Annotated in this window: 18 protein-coding genes and 1 tRNA gene; 9 read left to right on the plus strand and 10 right to left on the minus strand. The window is 61.9% G+C overall.

Translation table 11 applies throughout. The features are described from left to right. Positions 1 to 93: 93 nt before the first annotated feature. Entirely contained in the window at positions 94 to 1,872 is a 1,779-nt protein-coding gene (nagE, locus tag ACZCWR_RS03845; protein WP_487302409.1) for an N-acetylglucosamine-specific PTS transporter subunit IIBC, read from the plus strand. Positions 1,873 to 1,956: 84 nt separating this feature from the next. On the opposite strand, the gene rpoH is transcribed toward nagE, so the two are convergent. Further along, a complete protein-coding gene (gene rpoH / locus ACZCWR_RS03850; RefSeq protein WP_487303232.1) occupies positions 1,957 to 2,892 on the minus strand; it encodes an RNA polymerase sigma factor RpoH in 936 nt (311 codons plus the stop codon). A 350-nt stretch (positions 2,893 to 3,242) separates the two neighbouring features. On the opposite strand from rpoH, the gene ACZCWR_RS03855 reads away from it, so the two are divergent. Both ACZCWR_RS03855 and ACZCWR_RS03860 read left to right on the plus strand, forming a co-directional pair. Beyond that, positions 3,243 to 3,812: an acyloxyacyl hydrolase gene (locus ACZCWR_RS03855; RefSeq protein WP_487302410.1), complete on the plus strand. Its 570-nt coding sequence runs from the start codon at positions 3,243 to 3,245 to the stop codon at positions 3,810 to 3,812. Between the two features lie 43 nt (positions 3,813 to 3,855). Then, the gene (locus ACZCWR_RS03860; protein WP_487302411.1) at positions 3,856 to 4,239 is read left to right on the plus strand and encodes a nuclear transport factor 2 family protein; all 384 of its coding nucleotides are present in this window, start codon (positions 3,856 to 3,858) and stop codon (positions 4,237 to 4,239) included. Between the two features lies 1 nt (position 4,240). Here ACZCWR_RS03860 and leuA read toward each other — a convergent pair whose 3' ends face one another. Then, the gene (leuA, locus tag ACZCWR_RS03865; protein ID WP_487302412.1) at positions 4,241 to 5,884 is read right to left on the minus strand and encodes a 2-isopropylmalate synthase; all 1,644 of its coding nucleotides are present in this window, start codon (positions 5,882 to 5,884) and stop codon (positions 4,241 to 4,243) included. Between the two features lie 416 nt (positions 5,885 to 6,300). After that, positions 6,301 to 7,293 (minus strand): DNA-binding protein YbiB, encoded by a 993-nt coding sequence (ybiB, locus tag ACZCWR_RS03870; RefSeq protein WP_487302413.1) that lies wholly within the window; start codon positions 7,291 to 7,293, stop codon positions 6,301 to 6,303. Positions 7,294 to 7,605: 312 nt separating this feature from the next. On the opposite strand from ybiB, the gene ACZCWR_RS03875 reads away from it, so the two are divergent. Genes ACZCWR_RS03875 through ACZCWR_RS03885 form a run of 3 tightly spaced genes read left to right on the plus strand, consistent with a single transcriptional unit; the run spans position 7,606 to position 9,572 of the window. Beyond that, the gene (locus tag ACZCWR_RS03875) at positions 7,606 to 8,304 is read left to right on the plus strand and encodes a fumarylacetoacetate hydrolase family protein (RefSeq protein WP_487302414.1); all 699 of its coding nucleotides are present in this window, start codon (positions 7,606 to 7,608) and stop codon (positions 8,302 to 8,304) included. Between the two features lie 9 nt (positions 8,305 to 8,313). Next, positions 8,314 to 8,958 (plus strand): maleylacetoacetate isomerase, encoded by a 645-nt coding sequence (gene maiA, locus ACZCWR_RS03880; RefSeq protein ID WP_487302415.1) that lies wholly within the window; start codon positions 8,314 to 8,316, stop codon positions 8,956 to 8,958. Beyond that, positions 8,955 to 9,572 (plus strand): LysE/ArgO family amino acid transporter, encoded by a 618-nt coding sequence (locus ACZCWR_RS03885; protein WP_487302416.1) that lies wholly within the window; start codon positions 8,955 to 8,957, stop codon positions 9,570 to 9,572. The genes maiA and ACZCWR_RS03885 overlap by 4 nt, the downstream gene beginning before the upstream one ends. A 42-nt stretch (positions 9,573 to 9,614) precedes the next feature. On the opposite strand, the gene ftsY is transcribed toward ACZCWR_RS03885, so the two are convergent. Continuing rightward, complete coding sequence (gene ftsY / locus ACZCWR_RS03890) at positions 9,615 to 10,826, minus strand: signal recognition particle-docking protein FtsY (protein WP_487303233.1); 1,212 nt, start codon at positions 10,824 to 10,826, stop codon at positions 9,615 to 9,617. A 284-nt stretch (positions 10,827 to 11,110) separates the two neighbouring features. Here ftsY and rsmD point away from each other — a divergent pair, with 284 nt between their 5' ends. The 3 genes from rsmD (at position 11,111) to ACZCWR_RS03905 (ending at position 12,629) form a co-directional block, all read left to right on the plus strand. Then, the gene (rsmD, locus tag ACZCWR_RS03895; protein WP_487303234.1) at positions 11,111 to 11,707 is read left to right on the plus strand and encodes a 16S rRNA (guanine(966)-N(2))-methyltransferase RsmD; all 597 of its coding nucleotides are present in this window, start codon (positions 11,111 to 11,113) and stop codon (positions 11,705 to 11,707) included. Positions 11,708 to 11,830: 123 nt separating this feature from the next. Beyond that, a complete protein-coding gene (gene coaD / locus ACZCWR_RS03900; RefSeq protein ID WP_487302417.1) occupies positions 11,831 to 12,337 on the plus strand; it encodes a pantetheine-phosphate adenylyltransferase in 507 nt (168 codons plus the stop codon). A gap of 34 nt (positions 12,338 to 12,371) precedes the next feature. Further along, on the plus strand, positions 12,372 to 12,629 hold the full coding sequence (locus tag ACZCWR_RS03905) for a YfhL family 4Fe-4S dicluster ferredoxin (protein ID WP_487302418.1): 258 nt from the start codon (positions 12,372 to 12,374) through the stop codon (positions 12,627 to 12,629). Positions 12,630 to 12,644: 15 nt separating this feature from the next. Here ACZCWR_RS03905 and hisC read toward each other — a convergent pair whose 3' ends face one another. From hisC to ispE, 6 genes are all read right to left on the minus strand, one after another. Next, positions 12,645 to 13,715, minus strand: a complete 1,071-nt coding sequence (gene hisC / locus ACZCWR_RS03910) for a histidinol-phosphate transaminase (protein ID WP_487302419.1) — start codon at positions 13,713 to 13,715, stop codon at positions 12,645 to 12,647. Positions 13,716 to 13,739: 24 nt separating this feature from the next. Beyond that, positions 13,740 to 14,342, minus strand: coding sequence for an aminoacyl-tRNA hydrolase (gene pth / locus ACZCWR_RS03915; protein ID WP_487302420.1), 603 nt, complete (start codon positions 14,340 to 14,342; stop codon positions 13,740 to 13,742). A 134-nt stretch (positions 14,343 to 14,476) separates the two neighbouring features. Then, positions 14,477 to 15,097 carry a 50S ribosomal protein L25/general stress protein Ctc gene (locus tag ACZCWR_RS03920; RefSeq protein ID WP_487302421.1) on the minus strand — a complete coding sequence of 207 codons (621 nt, stop codon included), beginning with the start codon at positions 15,095 to 15,097 and terminating at the stop codon, positions 14,477 to 14,479. Between the two features lie 157 nt (positions 15,098 to 15,254). Beyond that, positions 15,255 to 16,208, minus strand: coding sequence for a ribose-phosphate pyrophosphokinase (locus ACZCWR_RS03925; RefSeq protein WP_487302422.1), 954 nt, complete (start codon positions 16,206 to 16,208; stop codon positions 15,255 to 15,257). Positions 16,209 to 16,256: 48 nt separating this feature from the next. Beyond that, positions 16,257 to 16,333, minus strand: a tRNA-Gln gene (locus tag ACZCWR_RS03930). Positions 16,334 to 16,386: 53 nt separating this feature from the next. Continuing rightward, positions 16,387 to 17,277 (minus strand): 4-(cytidine 5'-diphospho)-2-C-methyl-D-erythritol kinase, encoded by an 891-nt coding sequence (gene ispE, locus ACZCWR_RS03935; RefSeq protein WP_487302423.1) that lies wholly within the window; start codon positions 17,275 to 17,277, stop codon positions 16,387 to 16,389. Positions 17,278 to 17,283 lie beyond the last annotated feature (6 nt).

Genomic DNA, 17,283 nt, shown 5'->3' on the forward strand with positions numbered 1-17,283 from the left:
GTCCTTTCTTCGGCCACGATTCGCGGTCCTTTTAAACGAAACCTCGTTGTCCCCGAAGCAGCACCGACAAGACTTATATTTTTGGAGAACCCGATGGACGCCAACCCGTTTGCAAAGATGCAGCGACTAGGCCGCGCGCTGATGCTGCCGATCGCCGTGTTACCGGTGGCCGGCCTGCTCTTGCGTCTCGGCCAGCCCGATGTCTTCAACATCAAGATGATCGCCGATGCAGGCGACGCCATCTTCACGAATCTTCCGCTGCTGTTCGCCATCGGCGTGGCGGTGGGCTTCGCGAAGGACAACAACGGCACGGCGGGTCTGGCCGGCGCCATCGGCTATCTCATCGAAATAGCCGTGATGAAGGACATCAACGACAAGCTCAACATGGGCGTGCTGTCGGGGATCGTCGCCGGCATGGTGGCGGGGTATCTGTATAACCGCTACAAGGACATCAAGCTGCCCGAGTACCTCGCCTTCTTCGGAGGGAAACGCTTCGTGCCGATTGTCACCGGCGTGGCGTGTCTGGTGCTCGGCATCGTGTTCGGGTACGTGTGGCAGCCGGTGCAGGGCGCAATCGACAGCGCGGGCAACTGGCTGACGACCGCGGGCGCGCTCGGCACTTTCGTGTTCGGCGTGCTGAACCGGATTCTGCTGGTCACGGGTCTGCATCACATCATCAATTCGCTGGCGTGGTTCGTGTTCGGTTCGTTCACGCCGCCGGGCGGGGGTGCCGTGGTTCACGGCGATCTGCACCGCTTCTTCGCGGGCGATCCCACCGCGGGCGGCTTCATGACCGGCTTCTTCCCGATCATGATGTTCGGCCTTCCCGCCGCGTGTCTCGCCATGTTCCACGAAGCGCCGAAGGAGCGCCGCGCGGTCGTCGGCGGCCTGCTGTTCTCGATGGCGCTCACCGCGTTCCTGACGGGCGTGACCGAGCCGATCGAATACTCGTTCATGTTCCTCGCGCCGGTGCTGTACGGTATTCACGCGGTGCTGACGGGTCTGTCGCTTGCCATTTGTTCGGCGCTCGATATTCACCTCGGCTTCACGTTCTCGGCGGGCGCAATCGACTACGTGCTGAACTACGGCCTGTCGCATCGCGGCTGGATGGCGATTCCCATCGGCATCATGTATGGCCTGGTGTATTACGGCCTGTTCCGCTACTTCATCCGCAAGTTCAACATGGCGACGCCGGGCCGCGAACCCGCGACGACCGATGCTGAAACCGATGCAACCGCAACCGTCGATGGCGGCCTGATTCCGCCGCTGCCGGGCGCGGCAAGCTCGCGTGCATCGCGGTACATCGCGGCGTTGGGCGGTGCGTCGAACCTGACGCTCGTCGATGCCTGCACGACGCGTCTGCGTCTGTCGGTCGCGGACACGGAGAAGGTGTCGGAAGCGCAGTTGAAAAGCATTGGTGCGCGTGGCGTGTTGAAGCGTGGCGCGACGACGGTGCAGGTCATCATCGGACCGGAAGCGGATTTGATCGCCGATGAAATTCGCGGCGAACTGGAGCATTCGTCGGTGCGCGGCGCGACGCCGGCTTCGTCGGCTCCGGCCCGCCCGACGGTCGCACCGGTCACGGCCACCACCGAAGCCGGTCCGCTCGATCCCGATCCGATGCGCTGGTTCGCGGTGTTCGGCGGCGCGACCAACGTCGTCTCGCTCGATGCCGTCGCCGCGACGCGTCTGCGCGTGGTGGTGAAGAACCCGTCGGCGGTGGATCGTCAGCGTTTGTCGTCGCTGGACGTGGCGTGGGTGTCGGCGGACACGTTCCACATCGTCGTGGGCGCGGCGGCGCAGCGTTATGCCGCGCAAATGGCGACGCGTCTGACGGGCAACGGCGGCGGCGCTTCCCCGATGCCTGCTTGATTCGGTTGCTGTAGTGGTAAAGAAAAAGCCCGCTGCCTGTGAAGGCAGCGGGCTTTTGTTACTTCAGGCGCCAGCTAAACGCGCTTATTGATACTCGTGCAGCGCGCTGCGCATCTTCTTCATGGCGCTCGCCTCGATCTGACGAATACGCTCGGCCGACACGCCGAACTCGTCCGCCAGTTCGTGCAGCGTCTTGCCGCCCGATCCATCGTCCTGCACGTCGAGCCAGCGCGCCTTGATGATGCGGCGGCTGCGTTCATCGAGCGATTCCAAGGCATCGGCCAGGCCGTCGCTTTGCAGCTTGTCGAACTGCCGCGACGCGATGACGTTGGTCGGCTCGCTGTGCGAATCCGCCAGATAGGCGATGGGCGCGAACGCTTCTTCGCCGTCCTCGACCTGACCTTCGAGCGCGATATCGCCGCCCGACAGACGCGTTTCCATCTCCACGACTTCTTCGCGCTTCACGTTCAGTTCGTTCGCCAGACCTTCGATTTCGTCCGGCGTGAACGCCTGCGTGCCGGTCTTGTGGCTGCGCAGGTTGAAGAACAGCTTGCGCTGCGCCTTGGTCGTGGCGACCTTCACCATGCGCCAGTTGCGCAGGATGTACTCGTGGATCTCGGCCTTGATCCAGTGCATGGCGTACGACACGAGGCGCACGTTCTGCTCCGGGTCGAAGCGCTTCACGGCCTTCATCAGACCGATGTTGCCTTCCTGGATCAAGTCGGCATGCGGCAGGCCGTAACCCAGATAGTTGCGGGCGATCGACACGACCAGCCGCAGATGGGACAGCACGAGCTGACGTGCTGCGTTCAGATCGCCGCTTTCGCGGAAATCGGTGGCGTACTGACGTTCCTCGGCCGGCGTCAGCATGGGGATACGGTTCACTGCCGAGATGTATGAGTCGATGTTGCCGATCTGGCCGGTCAGCATCTTCGACTGTGCGTACGTCAGCGCGCCTGCCGAAGATGCCTTGGCAGGTGCCGAGCTCAGTCCATTCGGAAGGGTCATCGCATTGGTCACGCTCATAAGCTCCTTGAAAACAATTCGCACGCCGCTTAATAGCGACGCGAAGGTAGATACGATATTAGCACTCCAGTTCTCCGAGTGCTAAGTGTTAGAGGGGAAACGAACGTGTGAGTTCCCACAAAACTATCAGCTTTGTGAGAACGATAGGGCAGGTTTGCGCGTCGTGTCGTAGTTACCGTAAGGCGCGTAAGGATGAACGAGTTACCGTAAGAATTCGATCCACGGGTGGATTATTCAAATAAATGAATCGACTGGGGCCAATTGTGCAAATATGTGCCGGCGGCACTAGAATCGCCGGAATTGCTCGGCAGAAAAAACCCGTCAAACCCGTACATGGGGTGCTCATGCAGAAAAATAAAGGTCTCTGGCGTCATTCATTTCCCCATGCAGCAATCGCCGTCGTGTTGGGTCTGGCGACGGCAGCGGCACAGGCAGACGACCGCTGGGGCTTGCAGATCGCGGGTGGCGTCGCGAATCACGATTTCAAGAAAGCGGATATCGGCGTCGTGTGGGACCCGAACCTCACCTGGTGGGAGATTGGCGGCTTCCACTTCACGCTGGTCGGCGAAGGTCATGTGAGTTACTGGCACACGACCGAAAGCAACGCGGTGCATCCCAACATATTCGAATTCGGCGTGACGCCGGTCCTGCGCTTCGTGAAAAGCGCCGGCTGGTTCCGGCCGTTCGTCGAGGCGGGCGTGGGCGTGCGGCTGATTACTCACCCGCGCATCACGGAGGATTACACGATGTCCACCGCGTTCCAGTTCGCGGATATGGTCGGCGTGGGCGCAATCTTCGGCCAGAAGCAGAACTATCAGATGGGCTTCCGGTTCCAGCATCTTTCGAACGCCAGTATCAAAGAGCCGAATCCTGGTATAAATTTCGAGCAGGTTTATTTGCAGTACAACTTTTGACGGGATGCCGGCGCAGCGGTTCCCGACACAAGGGAGCCGACCGATGCCGGCAAAAAACGCTGAGGCCATCCGCGGCCTCGAACGCGACCGTTTCCGGGCGATGGTGGAGGGCGACGGCGAAGCGCTCGACTCGCTGCTGGCCGAGAACGTGAGCTACGTCCACACTAACGGCAAGCGCGAAACCAAGCGCCAGTTCATCGATGCGATCATCGCCGGGCGAAGGCGTTACCGGCAGATCGAGATCGAGTCGCAGGATGTGATCGATGCCGGCGCGGATACGTGTCTGGTGTCGGGGCGCGCGCTCATCGAGATGGAATCGAAGAACGGCGCGCTGCTGTTTCCCATTGCGTACACGGCTGTGCATGTTCAGGCGGCGGGCCAGTGGCAATTGCTGGCCCTCCAGGCGACGCGCGTGGCGCTCGAATAACTCAGGCTTCGACCGCTTCTTCGTCGGCAATGTTTTCGACGATGCCCTTCGACCGGTTCACCGCGCTCACGACCGCATCGGCGACCGCGAGCGCCGGATTCGCGTGTACCGCGACGCCGAAGCGCGCGGGTTCATCGCCGACGCGGCATCCGACGAAGGCCGCCGTCTCGCCGTTCGTGGTCCGTACTGTCTCGAACGACACCACGCTAAACGCCGCGCCGATTGCGTTCGCGACATCGCGCGCGTAATCCTCGCCCGACGCCGCCGAGCCGATGCTCACACGCGTTCCCGCCACGCTCAACGTGTTCGCATCAACGCGCGCAACCGCGCCGCCCGCATCGAAATATTCACGCCGGAACAGCGCGCAAATGGCCTCGCCGTTGATTTCCTCACCGGACGCATCCGCGAGTTTCTGCACGGCATGGCTGAACTCGATCTGCACGCGGCGCGGCGGCGTGAAGCCCAGACCGCGTTCGAGCAGAAACGTCGCGCCGCCTTTGCCGGACTGACTGTTCACGCGAATCACGGCGTCGTAGCTGCGGCCGAGATCGGCGGGATCGATCGGAAGATACGGCACGTCCCACACCGTGCCCGGCACGCGCTGCGCGAAACCCTTGCGGATCGCGTCCTGATGTGAGCCGGAAAACGCGGTGAACACGAGATCGCCCGCATACGGATGACGCGGATGCACCGGAATCTGATTGCAGCGCTCGACCACGCGCCCCACGCCGTCGATATCCGAGAAATCGAGCCCCGGATCGATGCCTTGCGTATAGAGATTCATCGCGAGCGTGACGAGATCGACATTCCCGGTGCGCTCGCCATTGCCGAACAAGCATCCTTCGATACGATCCGCACCCGCCAGCAACGCCATTTCGGCCGCCGCCACCGCCGTCCCGCGATCGTTATGCGGATGCACCGACAACACGATGCTGTCGCGATACCCCATGTTGCGGTCCATCCACTCGATCTGGTCCGCGAACACGTTGGGCATGGCGGCTTCGACCGTTGCGGGCAAGTTGACGATCATCTTGTGATCGCGCGTCGGACGCCACATTTGCGCGACGGCATCGCAGACTTCGCGCGCGAAGGAAAGCTCCGTCATGCTGAAGGTTTCCGGCGAATACTGATACGTCCAGTGCGTCTCCGGCCGCGCCGCCGCGCATTCCTTGATGATGCGCGTGCCTTCCACCGCGAGCGCCTTCACCTCGTCCTTCGACTGATTGAACACGATGCGCCGAAACGACGGCGCAATCGCGTTATACAAATGCACGATCACCTTGCTCGCGCCTTCGACCGCCTCGAACGTGCGCTCGATCAGTTCGCGGCGCGACTGCACGAGCACTTCGATGGTCACGTCATCCGGAATGCGCTTCTCGACGATCAGCTTGCGCACGAAATCGAAATCCGTCTGCGACGCCGACGGAAACCCCACCTCGATCTCCTTGAAACCCACCTTCACCAGCATCTCGAAGAATTCGAGCTTGGCCGCGATGCTCATCGGCTCGATCAGCGACTGGTTGCCGTCGCGCAGATCGGTGCTCATCCAGATGGGCGCGCGCTCGATCGTGCGATTCGGCCAGCGTCGGCCGTTCAGACGGACTTGCGGAAACGGGCGGTATTTCTCGGCGGGGTTCGGCATCATGATCGTCGATCTCTCTTGGGACAGTGTGCGTAGCGTCTGCGAGAGAGCCCGAATCCGGCGGCTGGCCGGCGTCGGCGGGATGCACATCCGGCCATGCCGCGCGCGCGATCACACGAATCACCGGCGATGGTGACGCCTGCGACCAACGTGAACGTGCGCGGAGCAGCGTGCATGTGACCCTCGCGTTTTCGCATCGCGGGATGAGCGACGCAAAAAGCTGACGACTACAAGTGGTAAGAAGGAACTGCGGGAGACTGCTGGAGGACCGGGCGCCTTGCGACGCACGGCGCTACATCTGGCGACTTACGCTAGACGTAGCGATAGAGGCCGCGCTAGGCGGCCCGAAATAATTCGGAGGGAGGAAAGCTGGGTGGAACGCATGATGTCGTCCACTGTAGCGAGCGTTGACAAATCTGTCAATTCGGGTTCGTCTGATCGACAACCGGACGACGCACGACATCCGCGATGACTTCCACCTGACGCGCGACTGCATGCGGCACGGGCACGTCGCCGCGCAATACGTCTTCTATCCAGCGCGCGGTGGTCGCGGCATCGAGTGCTTCGGGCAAGTCGATATGCGGCGCGTGCGGCTGCGAATGCTCAGGAGAAACGAGCGTTTCCGCGTGGCCGTCGTGGAACCAGTCGACCTGAACGGTGCGACGCGTATCCGCCACCGCTTCGCCTTCCGTGCCGCGCGCAAGCAATGCACCGCCACGCGCTGCATCGGGATGCTCGGTGAACAAGCCCGTCAGACTGTCCCGGTACTCGGGATGCGTGTAGTTGACCAGCCGCAATCCCGGCTCCGCGAACGGCTGAAGAATCTTGACCAGCGTGTGCGTGGAATTGCGCACGCCCATGATTCGCCGGATGGAAAGCAGCCGCGCCAGCTTCGGCGCGAGCACGCTGACCGGCGCGAACGCCAGCCGCCGCGACGCGAGACTGTCCTCGATTTCATCATGCGAAGTCGCCAGTGGAATGCCCAGTTCCGCGAAGATTTCCGCGCTCGTCACGCGGCCCGGATCCTCGACGACGCCATGCACCAGCGCCGGCACGCCTTCGCGCGCGAGCAGCATGGCGAGCAGCGGCGTGAGATTCGCCTGCTTGCGCGCGCCGTTATAACTCGGCACCGAAACCGGACGCGCATGTTCGCGGCCCTGCTGAACATGCAGCGGCTCGAACGAGCGATGCGCGGCATCGAGCATGGCGGCGAGTTCGGCGGAGGTCTCGCCCTTCACGCGATAGGCGAGCAGCACCGCGCCGAGTTCCAGTTCGGAGACGCGGCCATCGAGCATGGCTTCGTAGAGGGCGTAGGTGTCGTCACGCGACAGCGCGCGGGCGCCGTTCGGCCCACGGCCGATTTCCTTGATGTAGCGTGCGCACGGAAAATGATTGGCTGGAGTGTCGGTCATCTGGAGCTTGCGTGGACCGTGGCGTTCGACGTTTCATCGATCGGCACGGTGGCAACGTTGAAGTGCGGATAGAACATTCAGTACCGCATTTGCGCGCCGCTGACAAGGTGCGGCAGCGCAGCGATCCTTGCAGTTTCGCATGCTTACACCGGATGCGCGGCATTCTCGTGAACGAGCAGAAGGCGGGCCGAAAGTTCGCGAAAGCCACGCGGAATGTGCGCCGGGCGTGTGCCGCATGACTTGCGCTTGCGCGCTACACTCGCTGTCTTGAGCGGTTTCCAGACATCAGCGAATAGCAATCAGGAGAGCGGAATGGCTTACGTGTTTTCTCCGGCACCGGCAGCAGCGGTGCCCGTCGATGGTTCGAACGAGCAGTTTCCGGTGCGCCGCATCTATTGCGTCGGACGAAACTACGAAGCGCACGCGCGTGAGATGGGCCACGATCCCGACCGCGAGCCGCCGTTCTTCTTCAGCAAGCCCGCGGATGCCGTGCTGTATGTCGCGCCGGGCGCAACGGGCGAGTTTCCGTATCCCTCGCAGACGAAGAACCTGCACTTCGAGATGGAACTGGTTGCGGCCATCGGCAAGCAGGGCAAGGACATTCCCGCCGAAAAGGGTCTGGAGTATGTGTACGGCTACGCGCTCGGTCTCGACATGACGCGCCGCGATCTGCAAGCCGAAGCGAAGAAGCTCGGGCGTCCGTGGGACACGGCGAAAGGCTTCGACCACTCCGCGCCGATCGGGCCGATTCATCCGGTGTCGAAGGTCGGGCATCTGGAAAAGAGCGCGATTTGGCTGACCGTCAACGGCGAGCAGAAGCAACGCTCCGACATCTCCCAGTTGATCTGGTCGGTCGGCGAGACGGTGGCGTATCTCTCGACGCTGTTCGAGCTTTTCCCCGGCGATCTCATCTTCACCGGCACGCCGGAAGGCGTCGGCGCGGTCGTGAAGGGCGATCTGCTGAAGGGCGGCGTGGACGGTATCGGCGAATTTTCGGTGCGCGTGGTCTGAGCAAAAATCATGAAGCTCTACAGCTATTTCCGCAGCTCGGCGTCGTATCGCGTGCGCATCGCGCTGAATCTGAAGGGGCTCGATTATGAGTACGCGCCGGTGCATTTACTGCGCGATGGCGGCGAGCAACTGAAGCCCGAATATCGCGCGCTCAATCCGGACGGCATCGTGCCGACGCTCATCGATGGCGACGACGTGCTCACGCAATCGCTCGCGATCATCGAGTATCTGGAGGAGACGCATCCCGAGCCGCCGTTGCTGCCGCGCAATCCGCTCGACCGCGCGTTTGTGCGCTCGGTCGCGCTCCTGGTCGCGTGCGAGATTCATCCGGTCGATAACCTGCGCGTGCTCAAGTACCTCAAGCACGATGTCAAAGTGCCCGACGAGGCGAAGGACGCGTGGTACAGGCATTGGATCGAAACGGGCTTCACTGCGCTCGAAAAGCGGCTGGCTTCCGACAAGCGCGTCGGCGCGCTCACGTTCGGCGATACGCCGAGCATCGCGGATCTGTGCATCGTGCCGCAGGTGTTCAATGCGCGGCGCTTCGGCATCGATCTGAGCGCGTTTCCGACCGTCGCGCGCATCGCCGATCACGCCAGCGAACTCGATGCGTTCAAACGCGCCGCACCCGGCGAACAACCGGACGCGGAATGACGGCAGCGGTTTCGTCGGCGCTGTCGGGCGCGGGGCTGGGCGCGAGTCTGATCGTCGCGATTGGCGCGCAGAATGCGTTCGTGTTGCGGCAGGGGTTGAAGCGGCGGCATGTGGGCATCGTCGTGTCGATCTGCGCGCTGATCGATGTGCTGTTGATCGCGTTCGGCGTGGGCGGCATGGGCGCGCTCATCCGGCAAGCGCCCGTTCTGCTCGATGTGATTCGCTGGGCGGGCGCGGCGTTCGTCTTTCTGTACGGCGTGCGGGCGTTTCTCGCGGCGTGGCGCGGGCCGGGCCATCTGAACGCATCGGAAAGGGATTCGCAGACGGCGCTCGGCGCGGCCTCCACCGTGCTCGCGCTCTCGCTGCTCAATCCGCACGTTTATCTCGATACTGTAGTGCTGCTCGGCGGCATCGGCGCGCGTCGGGCGTGGCCGGACAACGCGTGGTTCGCGGCCGGCGCGATGTGTTCATCGGTCGTGTGGTTCACCGCGTTGGGTTACGGCGCGCGGCTGCTCGAACCATGGTTCCAGCGAGATGTGTCGTGGCGCGTGCTGGATGTGATCGTCGGCTGCGTGATGTTTTGGATCGCGCTTGCGTTGGTGCTTTCGCACTGAAAAGGGCGCCCCGTCGAAGTGGACGCCCTTTCTTTGTGACGCTCAACCCAGCAACGCGTCCGCGAATTCCTCCGCGCTGAACGGCTGCAAGTCCTCGACCTTCTCGCCCACGCCGATGAAGTACACCGGAATCGGACGCTGCCGCGCAATCGCCGCGATGATGCCGCCCTTCGCCGTGCCATCCAGCTTCGTGATGATGAGTCCGGTGAGCCCAAGCGCATCGTCGAACGCTTTCACTTGCGCGAGCGCGTTCTGGCCGGTGTTGCCATCGATCACGAGCAGGACTTCGTGCGGCGCATCCGGCATGGCCTTCGCGATCACGCGGCGCACCTTGCGAAGCTCTTCCATCAGATGAAGCTGCGTGGGCAAACGGCCGGCGGTATCGGCCATCATCACGTCGATTTTGCGCGCGCGCGCTGCGCCTACTGCGTCGAAAATCACGGCGGCGGCGTCGCCGCTTTCCTGCGCGATGACTGTCACGTTGTTGCGCTCGCCCCAGACGGTCAACTGTTCGCGCGCGGCGGCGCGGAAGGTGTCGCCCGCTGCGAGCATGACCGACTGATTGAAGCGCTGCAGATGCTTCGCCAGCTTGCCGATGCTCGTCGTCTTGCCGACGCCGTTGACGCCCGCGATCATCATCACCAGCGGTTGCGCGCGCCCGAGCATGAGCGATTTTTCGAGCGGACGCAGCAGATCGACGAGCAACTCACGCAACGCCGCCTTCACCTGCGACGCCTCGGTCAGACGCTCCGCGCGCACCTTTTCCCGCAGCGATTCGAGCAGATACTCGGTCGCGTCGATACCGGCATCGGACATCAAGAGCGCGGTTTCGAGTTCTTCGTACAGATCCTCGTCGATTTTCGCGCTGACGAAGATGCTCGTCAGGTTGTTGCTCGTCTTCGAGAGCCCGTGCTTCAGGCGTGACAGCCAGGTCTTGCGCGCGGTCGGGTCCGGCTCGGGCGGCGGCACGATTTCCTCGGCGGCTTCGTCCGTTTCCGGCGCGCGCATCCATTGCGATTGCGTGCGGCCTTGCCAGTGAGGTTGAGGCTCGGCGGGATTCTCGGGTTGGACAGGCGCGGGCGGCGCAATTGCCGCAGCCGGTTCTTCGTCAGGCACGACATCGTGCGAAGCCTGTTCTTCGAGCGCTTCCGCCGCGCGGAAAGCGGCTTCGTCTTCGTCCTGCTCCGGATGGTCCGTGGACGAATCGGGCGGCGCGTCAGCCGGCTTTTTGAATTTCTTGAAGAAGCTGAACATGGGTCTGTGGAGAGGATGCGCGCGGTTGTCCGAAGACATGCGCATGCGCGGATGAGGCGAACCCCGGCAAAGCCCGCGCGTGAAGGGTATAGCCGCGTATTTTATCAGCCAGCGCGCAATGCTTCCGCGCCGCTTGAGTGCGGTTCCCGTCATAACGCGCCGCTGTGGTAACGTGGCCGCACATTGCCCGCGAAACCGGTTGAATAACCACAGTCCATTCGCGGGCGCATTCGAATATCGCTCTCATGCCGCGTCCTCCTGCCACTCGTCCTGTCACCTCCGTTTTGCCCCGCCATACGCCGTCGCGTGGCGGGAAGCCGCACACCATCCGCATCATCGGCGGGGAATGGAAGCGCACGCCGCTTCCCGTGCTCGATCTCGACGGGCTGCGGCCCACGCCGGATCGCGTGCGCGAGACGTTGTTCAACTGGCTCGGTCAGGATTTGAGCGGACAACGCTGCTTCGATATGTTCGCGGGCAGCGGCGCGCTCGGCTTCGAGGCGGCATCGCGCGGCGCGGCGCGTGTGCTGATGGTGGAGCGCAGCGGAAAAGCCGCCGCCCAGATTCGCGCGAATCAGACGAAGCTCGGCGCGCGCAACATCGAAATCGCCGAGGCGGATGCGCTCAGGCTCGCGGCGAATCTCCCGCGCGCATCGTTCGATGTGATCTTTCTCGACCCGCCGTTCGGCGACGAAGCCTTGCTCATGCGCGCGCTCGAACTCGCCGCGCCGCTCGCGTCAGCCGATGGCGCGATCTACGTCGAATGCGGCGAAGCGCTGGACGTTTCGCAGATCGAAGCCTTGTCCGGCTGGTCGGTCGTGCGTGAAGGGAAGGCGGGCGCGGTCCGCTATCATTTGCTGCGCCGTCGAAATGATGAATAATGCGCGTTCCCTGTTTCGGCCCGTTCGGCTGCTTAAACGCGCGCAAGGGAATGCACCGCAAAGGCCATTCGTGCAATGCACACGCGGCCACGCGGGCCGAGGTCAATAAAAGAGGAGAAGCTCATGGTTGTCGCCGTGTATCCGGGAACTTTCGACCCGCTCACCCGGGGTCATGAAGACATCGTGCGGCGCGCATCGAGCATTTTCGATACGCTCGTGGTGGGCGTCGCCGACAGTCGAGCGAAGAAGCCGTTTTTCTCGCTGCAGGAGCGGCTGGATATCGCGCATGAAGTGCTCGGACACTATCCGAATGTTCAGGTGAGCAGTTTCACCGGACTGCTGAAGGATTTCGTGCGCAAGAACAACGCGCGCGTGATCGTGCGCGGCCTGCGCGCCGTGTCGGATTTCGAATACGAATTTCAGATGGCAGGGATGAACCGCTATCTGCTGCCGGACGTCGAAACCATGTTCATGACGCCGTCAGACCAATATCAGTTTATTTCCGGTTCCATCGTGCGCGAGATTGCGCTGCTCGGCGGGGATGTCAGCAAGTTCGTGTTCCCGTCCGTGGAAAAGCGGCTGATCGACAAGGTCGCGGTCCTGGCCCCGACGGATACCCGCGCGCCGTAAGCCAGGCCGGAGGAATCCGGCGAGAGAGTAAAGCATGTCCCTGATCATTACCGACGAATGCATCAACTGCGATGTCTGCGAGCCCGAGTGCCCGAACGACGCCATTTCCATGGGCACGGACATCTACGTCATCGATCCGAACAAATGCACGGAATGCGTCGGCCACTTCGATGAGCCGCAGTGTCAGCAAGTGTGTCCGGTAGAGTGCATTCCGCGCGATCCGGCGCACGTCGAATCGGCCGAACAGTTGATGGTGAAGTATCACAAGTTAATGGCCGCGAAGGGCGAATAACGCCCTTCGTGCGCTTCAGCCTTCGATCAGTTCCTTGAGCGCGGCAACCAGCGCGTTGCATTCATCCGGCGTGCCGACCGAGATCCGCAAATGCTGGTCAATGCGCGGCAACTTGAAGTGGCGCACGAAAATTTCCTTCGACCGGAGCGCGGCGGCAAGCGTGGCGGCATCGTGCGCGGGATGTTTCGCGAACACGAAATTCGCCGCCGACGGCACCACTTCGAAGCCGAGCGCAGTCAGTTCCGCCGTGAGCGTCTCGCGCGTGGCGACGACCTTCGCGCAACTTTCCTCGAACCACGCCTGATCCTCGTATGACGCGCACGCGGCCACTTGCGCCAGCCGGTCGAGCGGATACGAATTGAAGCTGTCCTTCACGCGCGTGAGGCCTTCGATCAACGCTTCGTCGCCGAATGCGAAGCCCACGCGCATGCCCGCGAGCGAGCGCGCCTTCGAGGTCGTTTGCACGACGAGCAGATTCGGATACGCATCGATCAGATTCACCGCCGATTCCGCGCCGAAATCCACATACGCTTCATCGATGATGACGGGCACATCGGGATTCGCCTTCAGCAGCACTTCGATCTCGGACAGCGGCAACGCACGGCCGGTCGGTGCGTTCGGGTTGGGCAGCAGCACGCCGCCGCTTGGGCCGCGATAGTCATCGACATCGATGGCGAAATCGGTGTTCAACGGCGTCGTTTCGTAGTCGATGCCGTACAACTGCGCATAGACCGGATAAAAGCTGTAGGTAATGTCCGGGAAGCGCAACGGCTTGTCGCGCTTGAGCAGCGCCTGGAACGCGTGGGCAAGCACTTCATCGGAACCATTGCCTGCGAACACTTGCTCTACGCGCAGCCCGTGATGCTTCGCCACCGCCTCGCGCAACGCACGCGCGGTCGGATCAGGATACTTGCGCAACGATGCCCCGTCTTCGCCCACTTCACGAGCAATCGCTTCCACCACGCGCGGCGACGGCGGATACGGGTTTTCGTTCGTGTTCAGCTTGATCGGCGCGCTCAACGCGGGTTGTTCGCCCGGCACATAAGGCGTCAGTCGATGGACGATATCGCTCCAGAAACGGCTCACGAGTCGGCTCCTTTCTTTATGGATTCAGGGATTGCGGTGCAGGTTCATCATCGCACGCTCGGTTTCGCCAGCGATAACGTGCGGCATCACGGCGAGCGCGCGTTCGATCGACTGGTCGACCACGTCCTGTTCCTCGCGGCGCGGCGGCTTCAGCACGAAGTTCGCGACATCGGGCTTCGCACCGGCGCGCGCGCCTTCCGGAATCAAATCCCGCGGATGCCCGATGCCAATCCGCAACCGCCAATACTGCTGCGACGACAGATGCGCGGAAATGTCCTTCAAACCATTGTGGCCGCCGCTTCCGCCGCCGAGCTTCATCTTGACGGTGCCGGGCGGCAGATCGAGTTCGTCGTGCGCGACGAGGATTTCATCGGGGAGAATCTTGAAGAACTGCGCGACGGCCACCACGGATTGCCCCGAGCGGTTCATGAACGTCAACGGTTCGAGCAGATGCACTTCGTGGCCGTTCAGACGCCCTTTGCCATAGAAGCCGTGGAAGCGGCGCTCTTCGCGCAACATCGCGCCGGCGTCGCGTGCGAACTGGTCGACGAACCAGAAGCCCGCGTTGTGCCGCGTCGCGGTGTATTCGGCGCCTGGATTGCCCAGACCTACGATCAGCTTGATCATGTCGAATGGTGCGAGCGGGAACTCGCTTGGGAATGGGAGTGTGCGAAAAAAAACCCGCCGGGCTTGCGCTCCGGCGGGTACGTCGACCGTTCGTGAGAACGGATCGAGAGGATAGCGTTTGAGTCGCTTTACCTTTACTCGGCAGCCGGCGCCTGGCCTTCCGTGCCTTCGCCCGATTCTTCCGAGACGACAGCAGCCGGAATGGTCGCCGAAGCCACCACCGGGTTTTCGGCTTCCACCGCGTTCGTGAGGCTCACGCCCTTCGGCAGCGGGATGTCCTTCGCGTGCATCGTCTGGCCGGCTTCGATCTTCGCCAGATCGATTTCCAGGAACTCAGGCAGGTCTGCCGGCAAGCATTCCACTTCCAGTTCCGTCACGACGTGCGAGATCACCGCGCCCGCCAGCTTCACGGCCGGGTTGGTTTCCTGGTTCATGAAGTGCAGCGGCACCTTGGTGTGCAGCTTCTTCTTCGCGTCCACGCGCTGGAAGTCCACGTGCAGGACCATTTGCTTGAACGGGTGGTATTGCACGTCGCGCAGCAGAACCTGTTGCGACTTGCCAGCCAGTTCCAGTTCCAGGATGGACGAATGGAAAACTTCTTTCTTCAGGGCGTGCCACAGGGCGTTGTGGTCCAGTTCGACCAATGCAACGTCCGATTCACCACCGTACACAATACCCGGGGTCTTGCCCGAATTGCGCAGGCGGCGGCTCGCACCCGTACCTTGCTTGCTACGCTCGAAAGCGACGACTTTCATGTTGACTCCTCTATCTGCCCGCGACCAGGCAGGGAAACCGGGATCATCGGAAAAAGTGTGATCCCACAACGAGCGATGTGAACCTTCGTTCGTTCACATCGATTATGCAAAAACGCGAAGCACGAGCTTCGCGTTCCTTGCTCAATGCTGAGACTTCTTAACTTTCGGCGAACAGCGACATGACCGAATCGCCGCGACGGATACGCGAGAACGTCTCCGCGAGCAGACCGGCGCATGACAGCAGGCGAATCTTCGGGCACGCCAGCGATTCAGCCGACAACGGAATGGTGTCCGTCACGACCAATTCATCCAATTGCGATGCCGAAATGCGCTCGCCCGCGCCGCCCGACAGCACCGGATGCGTCGCGTAAGCAAATACTTGCTTCGCACCACGATCCTTCAACACTTGCGCGGCCTTGCACAGCGTGCCGGCGGTATCGACCATGTCATCCATGATGACGCAGGTCCGGCCTTCCACTTCCCCGATGATGTTCATCACCTCGGCGACATTCGCCTTCGGACGACGCTTGTCGATGATCGCCAGATCCGTGTTCAACTGCTTGGCAAGCGCACGCGCGCGCACCACGCCGCCGACGTCCGGCGACACCACGAGCAGATGATCGTAATTTTGCTTGCGCAGATCGCCGAGCAAAACCGGCGTGGCATAGATGTTATCGACGGGGATGTCGAAAAAGCCTTGGATCTGGTCGGCGTGAAGGTCCATGGTGATCACGCGATCGACGCCGGCAATTTCCAGCATGTTCGCGACGACCTTCGCCGAGATTGCGACACGCGCGGAACGCGGACGGCGGTCCTGACGCGCATAACCGAAGTAGGGAATCGCTGCGGTGATCCGGCCAGCGGATGCGCGCTTGAGCGCATCGACCATGATCATCAATTCCATCAGGTTGTCGTTCGTCGGTGCGCAGGTGGACTGCAGAACGAACACGTCCTTGCCACGGACGTTTTCCTGAATCTCGACCATGATTTCGCCGTCGGAGAAGCGGCTGACCATTGCCTTACCGAGAGGGATACCAAGGATCTTGACGACTTCCTGTGCAAGCGCGGGATTGGCGTTGCCAGTAAAAACCATCAGGCCGTCACTGCTCATCGTGCACCTGTCTGCGGCTGGAGGCGAGAGGAATATAACGAGAAAGAATGGCAGGGGAGGAAGGACTCGAACCCTCGCATGCCGGAATCAAAATCCGGTGCCTTGACCAACTTGGCGACTCCCCTACACTAACTCTGAGTCTTGCCGGAAGTGTAGGACATCCGGCAAAACAAAACTTTTAAGACGCGAAACCGAAGAGAGGATGTGAATCCAGACTGCCTGTCACCACGCTCTTCCAGCTTGCCGGGAGTTTGGCTTGCGCCATCTCCGCTTCGGCCCGGCTAGAAAAAGCAGCGAACACGCTTGCTCCAGACCCAGTCATTCGCGCCGGTGCGAGATTGGAAAACCACTCGAGCACCTGTGCAACTTCCGCGTACTTTCCTGCAACTACAGCTTGCATGTCGTTTCGACCGAAGCTGTCTGGCCAGTTTGTGTCTGACCTTTCTTCTGCAAGAAAGTCCGTAATTGTGACGGCTTTCGTATTCCGCGTCAAGCTTTTTTCGGAGAAAATCGCGGCGGTTGGAACATGTGCCGCAGGACTCACCACCAGGAAGAAACGTTTCGGCAGATTCACTGCCTCAAGCGATTCACCCACGCCTTCCGCGAAAGCATTTTGCCCGAAGACAAAAAACGGCACGTCAGCACCGAGTTGCAGGGCGAGATTCTGCAGAATCTCACGCGAAAGATCAACACCCCAGAGACGATTTAACACCAAAAGCGTCGTTGCCGCGTCAGAACTTCCTCCGCCAAGGCCCGCGCCCATGGGCAAACGCTTGTCGATTTCGATCTCCACGCCGAAACGCGAACCCGTGTGCTGCTGAAGCGCGCGCGCCGCGCGCACCACGAGATCGTCGGCTTCGGGCACGCCGGGGACATCGGTTTTGCGCGTGATGACGCCATCGTCGCGGCGCGTGAAGTGGAGCAGATCGCCCCAGTCGAGCAATTGAAAGACCGATTGCAGCGAGTGATAGCCGTCCGGCCTGCGTCCGGTGATGTGCAGAAAAAGGTTCAGCTTCGCGGGCGCGAGGCAGTTGCGAAACGAACCGTTCGAATCGTTCGATGAAGACATGCGTGA

The sequence above is a fragment of the Caballeronia sp. A2-2 genome (genome assembly GCF_057612605.2).

Bases quoted from the DNA above. Each gene is read 5' to 3' on its own strand.
- nagE (WP_487302409.1), top strand. From the start codon at position 94: ATGGACGCCAACCCGTTTGCAAAGATGCAGCGACTAGGCCGCGCGCTG.
- ACZCWR_RS03855 (WP_487302410.1), top strand. From the start codon at position 3,243: ATGCAGAAAAATAAAGGTCTCTGGCGTCATTCATTTCCCCATGCAGCA.
- ACZCWR_RS03860 (WP_487302411.1), top strand. From the start codon at position 3,856: ATGCCGGCAAAAAACGCTGAGGCCATCCGCGGCCTCGAACGCGACCGT.
- leuA (WP_487302412.1), bottom strand. From the start codon at position 5,884: ATGATGCCGAACCCCGCCGAGAAATACCGCCCGTTTCCGCAAGTCCGT.
- ybiB (WP_487302413.1), bottom strand. From the start codon at position 7,293: ATGACCGACACTCCAGCCAATCATTTTCCGTGCGCACGCTACATCAAG.
- ACZCWR_RS03875 (WP_487302414.1), top strand. From the start codon at position 7,606: ATGGCTTACGTGTTTTCTCCGGCACCGGCAGCAGCGGTGCCCGTCGAT.
- maiA (WP_487302415.1), top strand. From the start codon at position 8,314: ATGAAGCTCTACAGCTATTTCCGCAGCTCGGCGTCGTATCGCGTGCGC.
- ACZCWR_RS03885 (WP_487302416.1), top strand. From the start codon at position 8,955: ATGACGGCAGCGGTTTCGTCGGCGCTGTCGGGCGCGGGGCTGGGCGCG.
- ftsY (WP_487303233.1), bottom strand. From the start codon at position 10,826: ATGTTCAGCTTCTTCAAGAAATTCAAAAAGCCGGCTGACGCGCCGCCC.
- coaD (WP_487302417.1), top strand. From the start codon at position 11,831: ATGGTTGTCGCCGTGTATCCGGGAACTTTCGACCCGCTCACCCGGGGT.
- ACZCWR_RS03905 (WP_487302418.1), top strand. From the start codon at position 12,372: ATGTCCCTGATCATTACCGACGAATGCATCAACTGCGATGTCTGCGAG.
- pth (WP_487302420.1), bottom strand. From the start codon at position 14,342: ATGATCAAGCTGATCGTAGGTCTGGGCAATCCAGGCGCCGAATACACC.
- ACZCWR_RS03920 (WP_487302421.1), bottom strand. From the start codon at position 15,097: ATGAAAGTCGTCGCTTTCGAGCGTAGCAAGCAAGGTACGGGTGCGAGC.
- ACZCWR_RS03925 (WP_487302422.1), bottom strand. From the start codon at position 16,208: ATGAGCAGTGACGGCCTGATGGTTTTTACTGGCAACGCCAATCCCGCG.
- ispE (WP_487302423.1), bottom strand. From the start codon at position 17,277: ATGTCTTCATCGAACGATTCGAACGGTTCGTTTCGCAACTGCCTCGCG.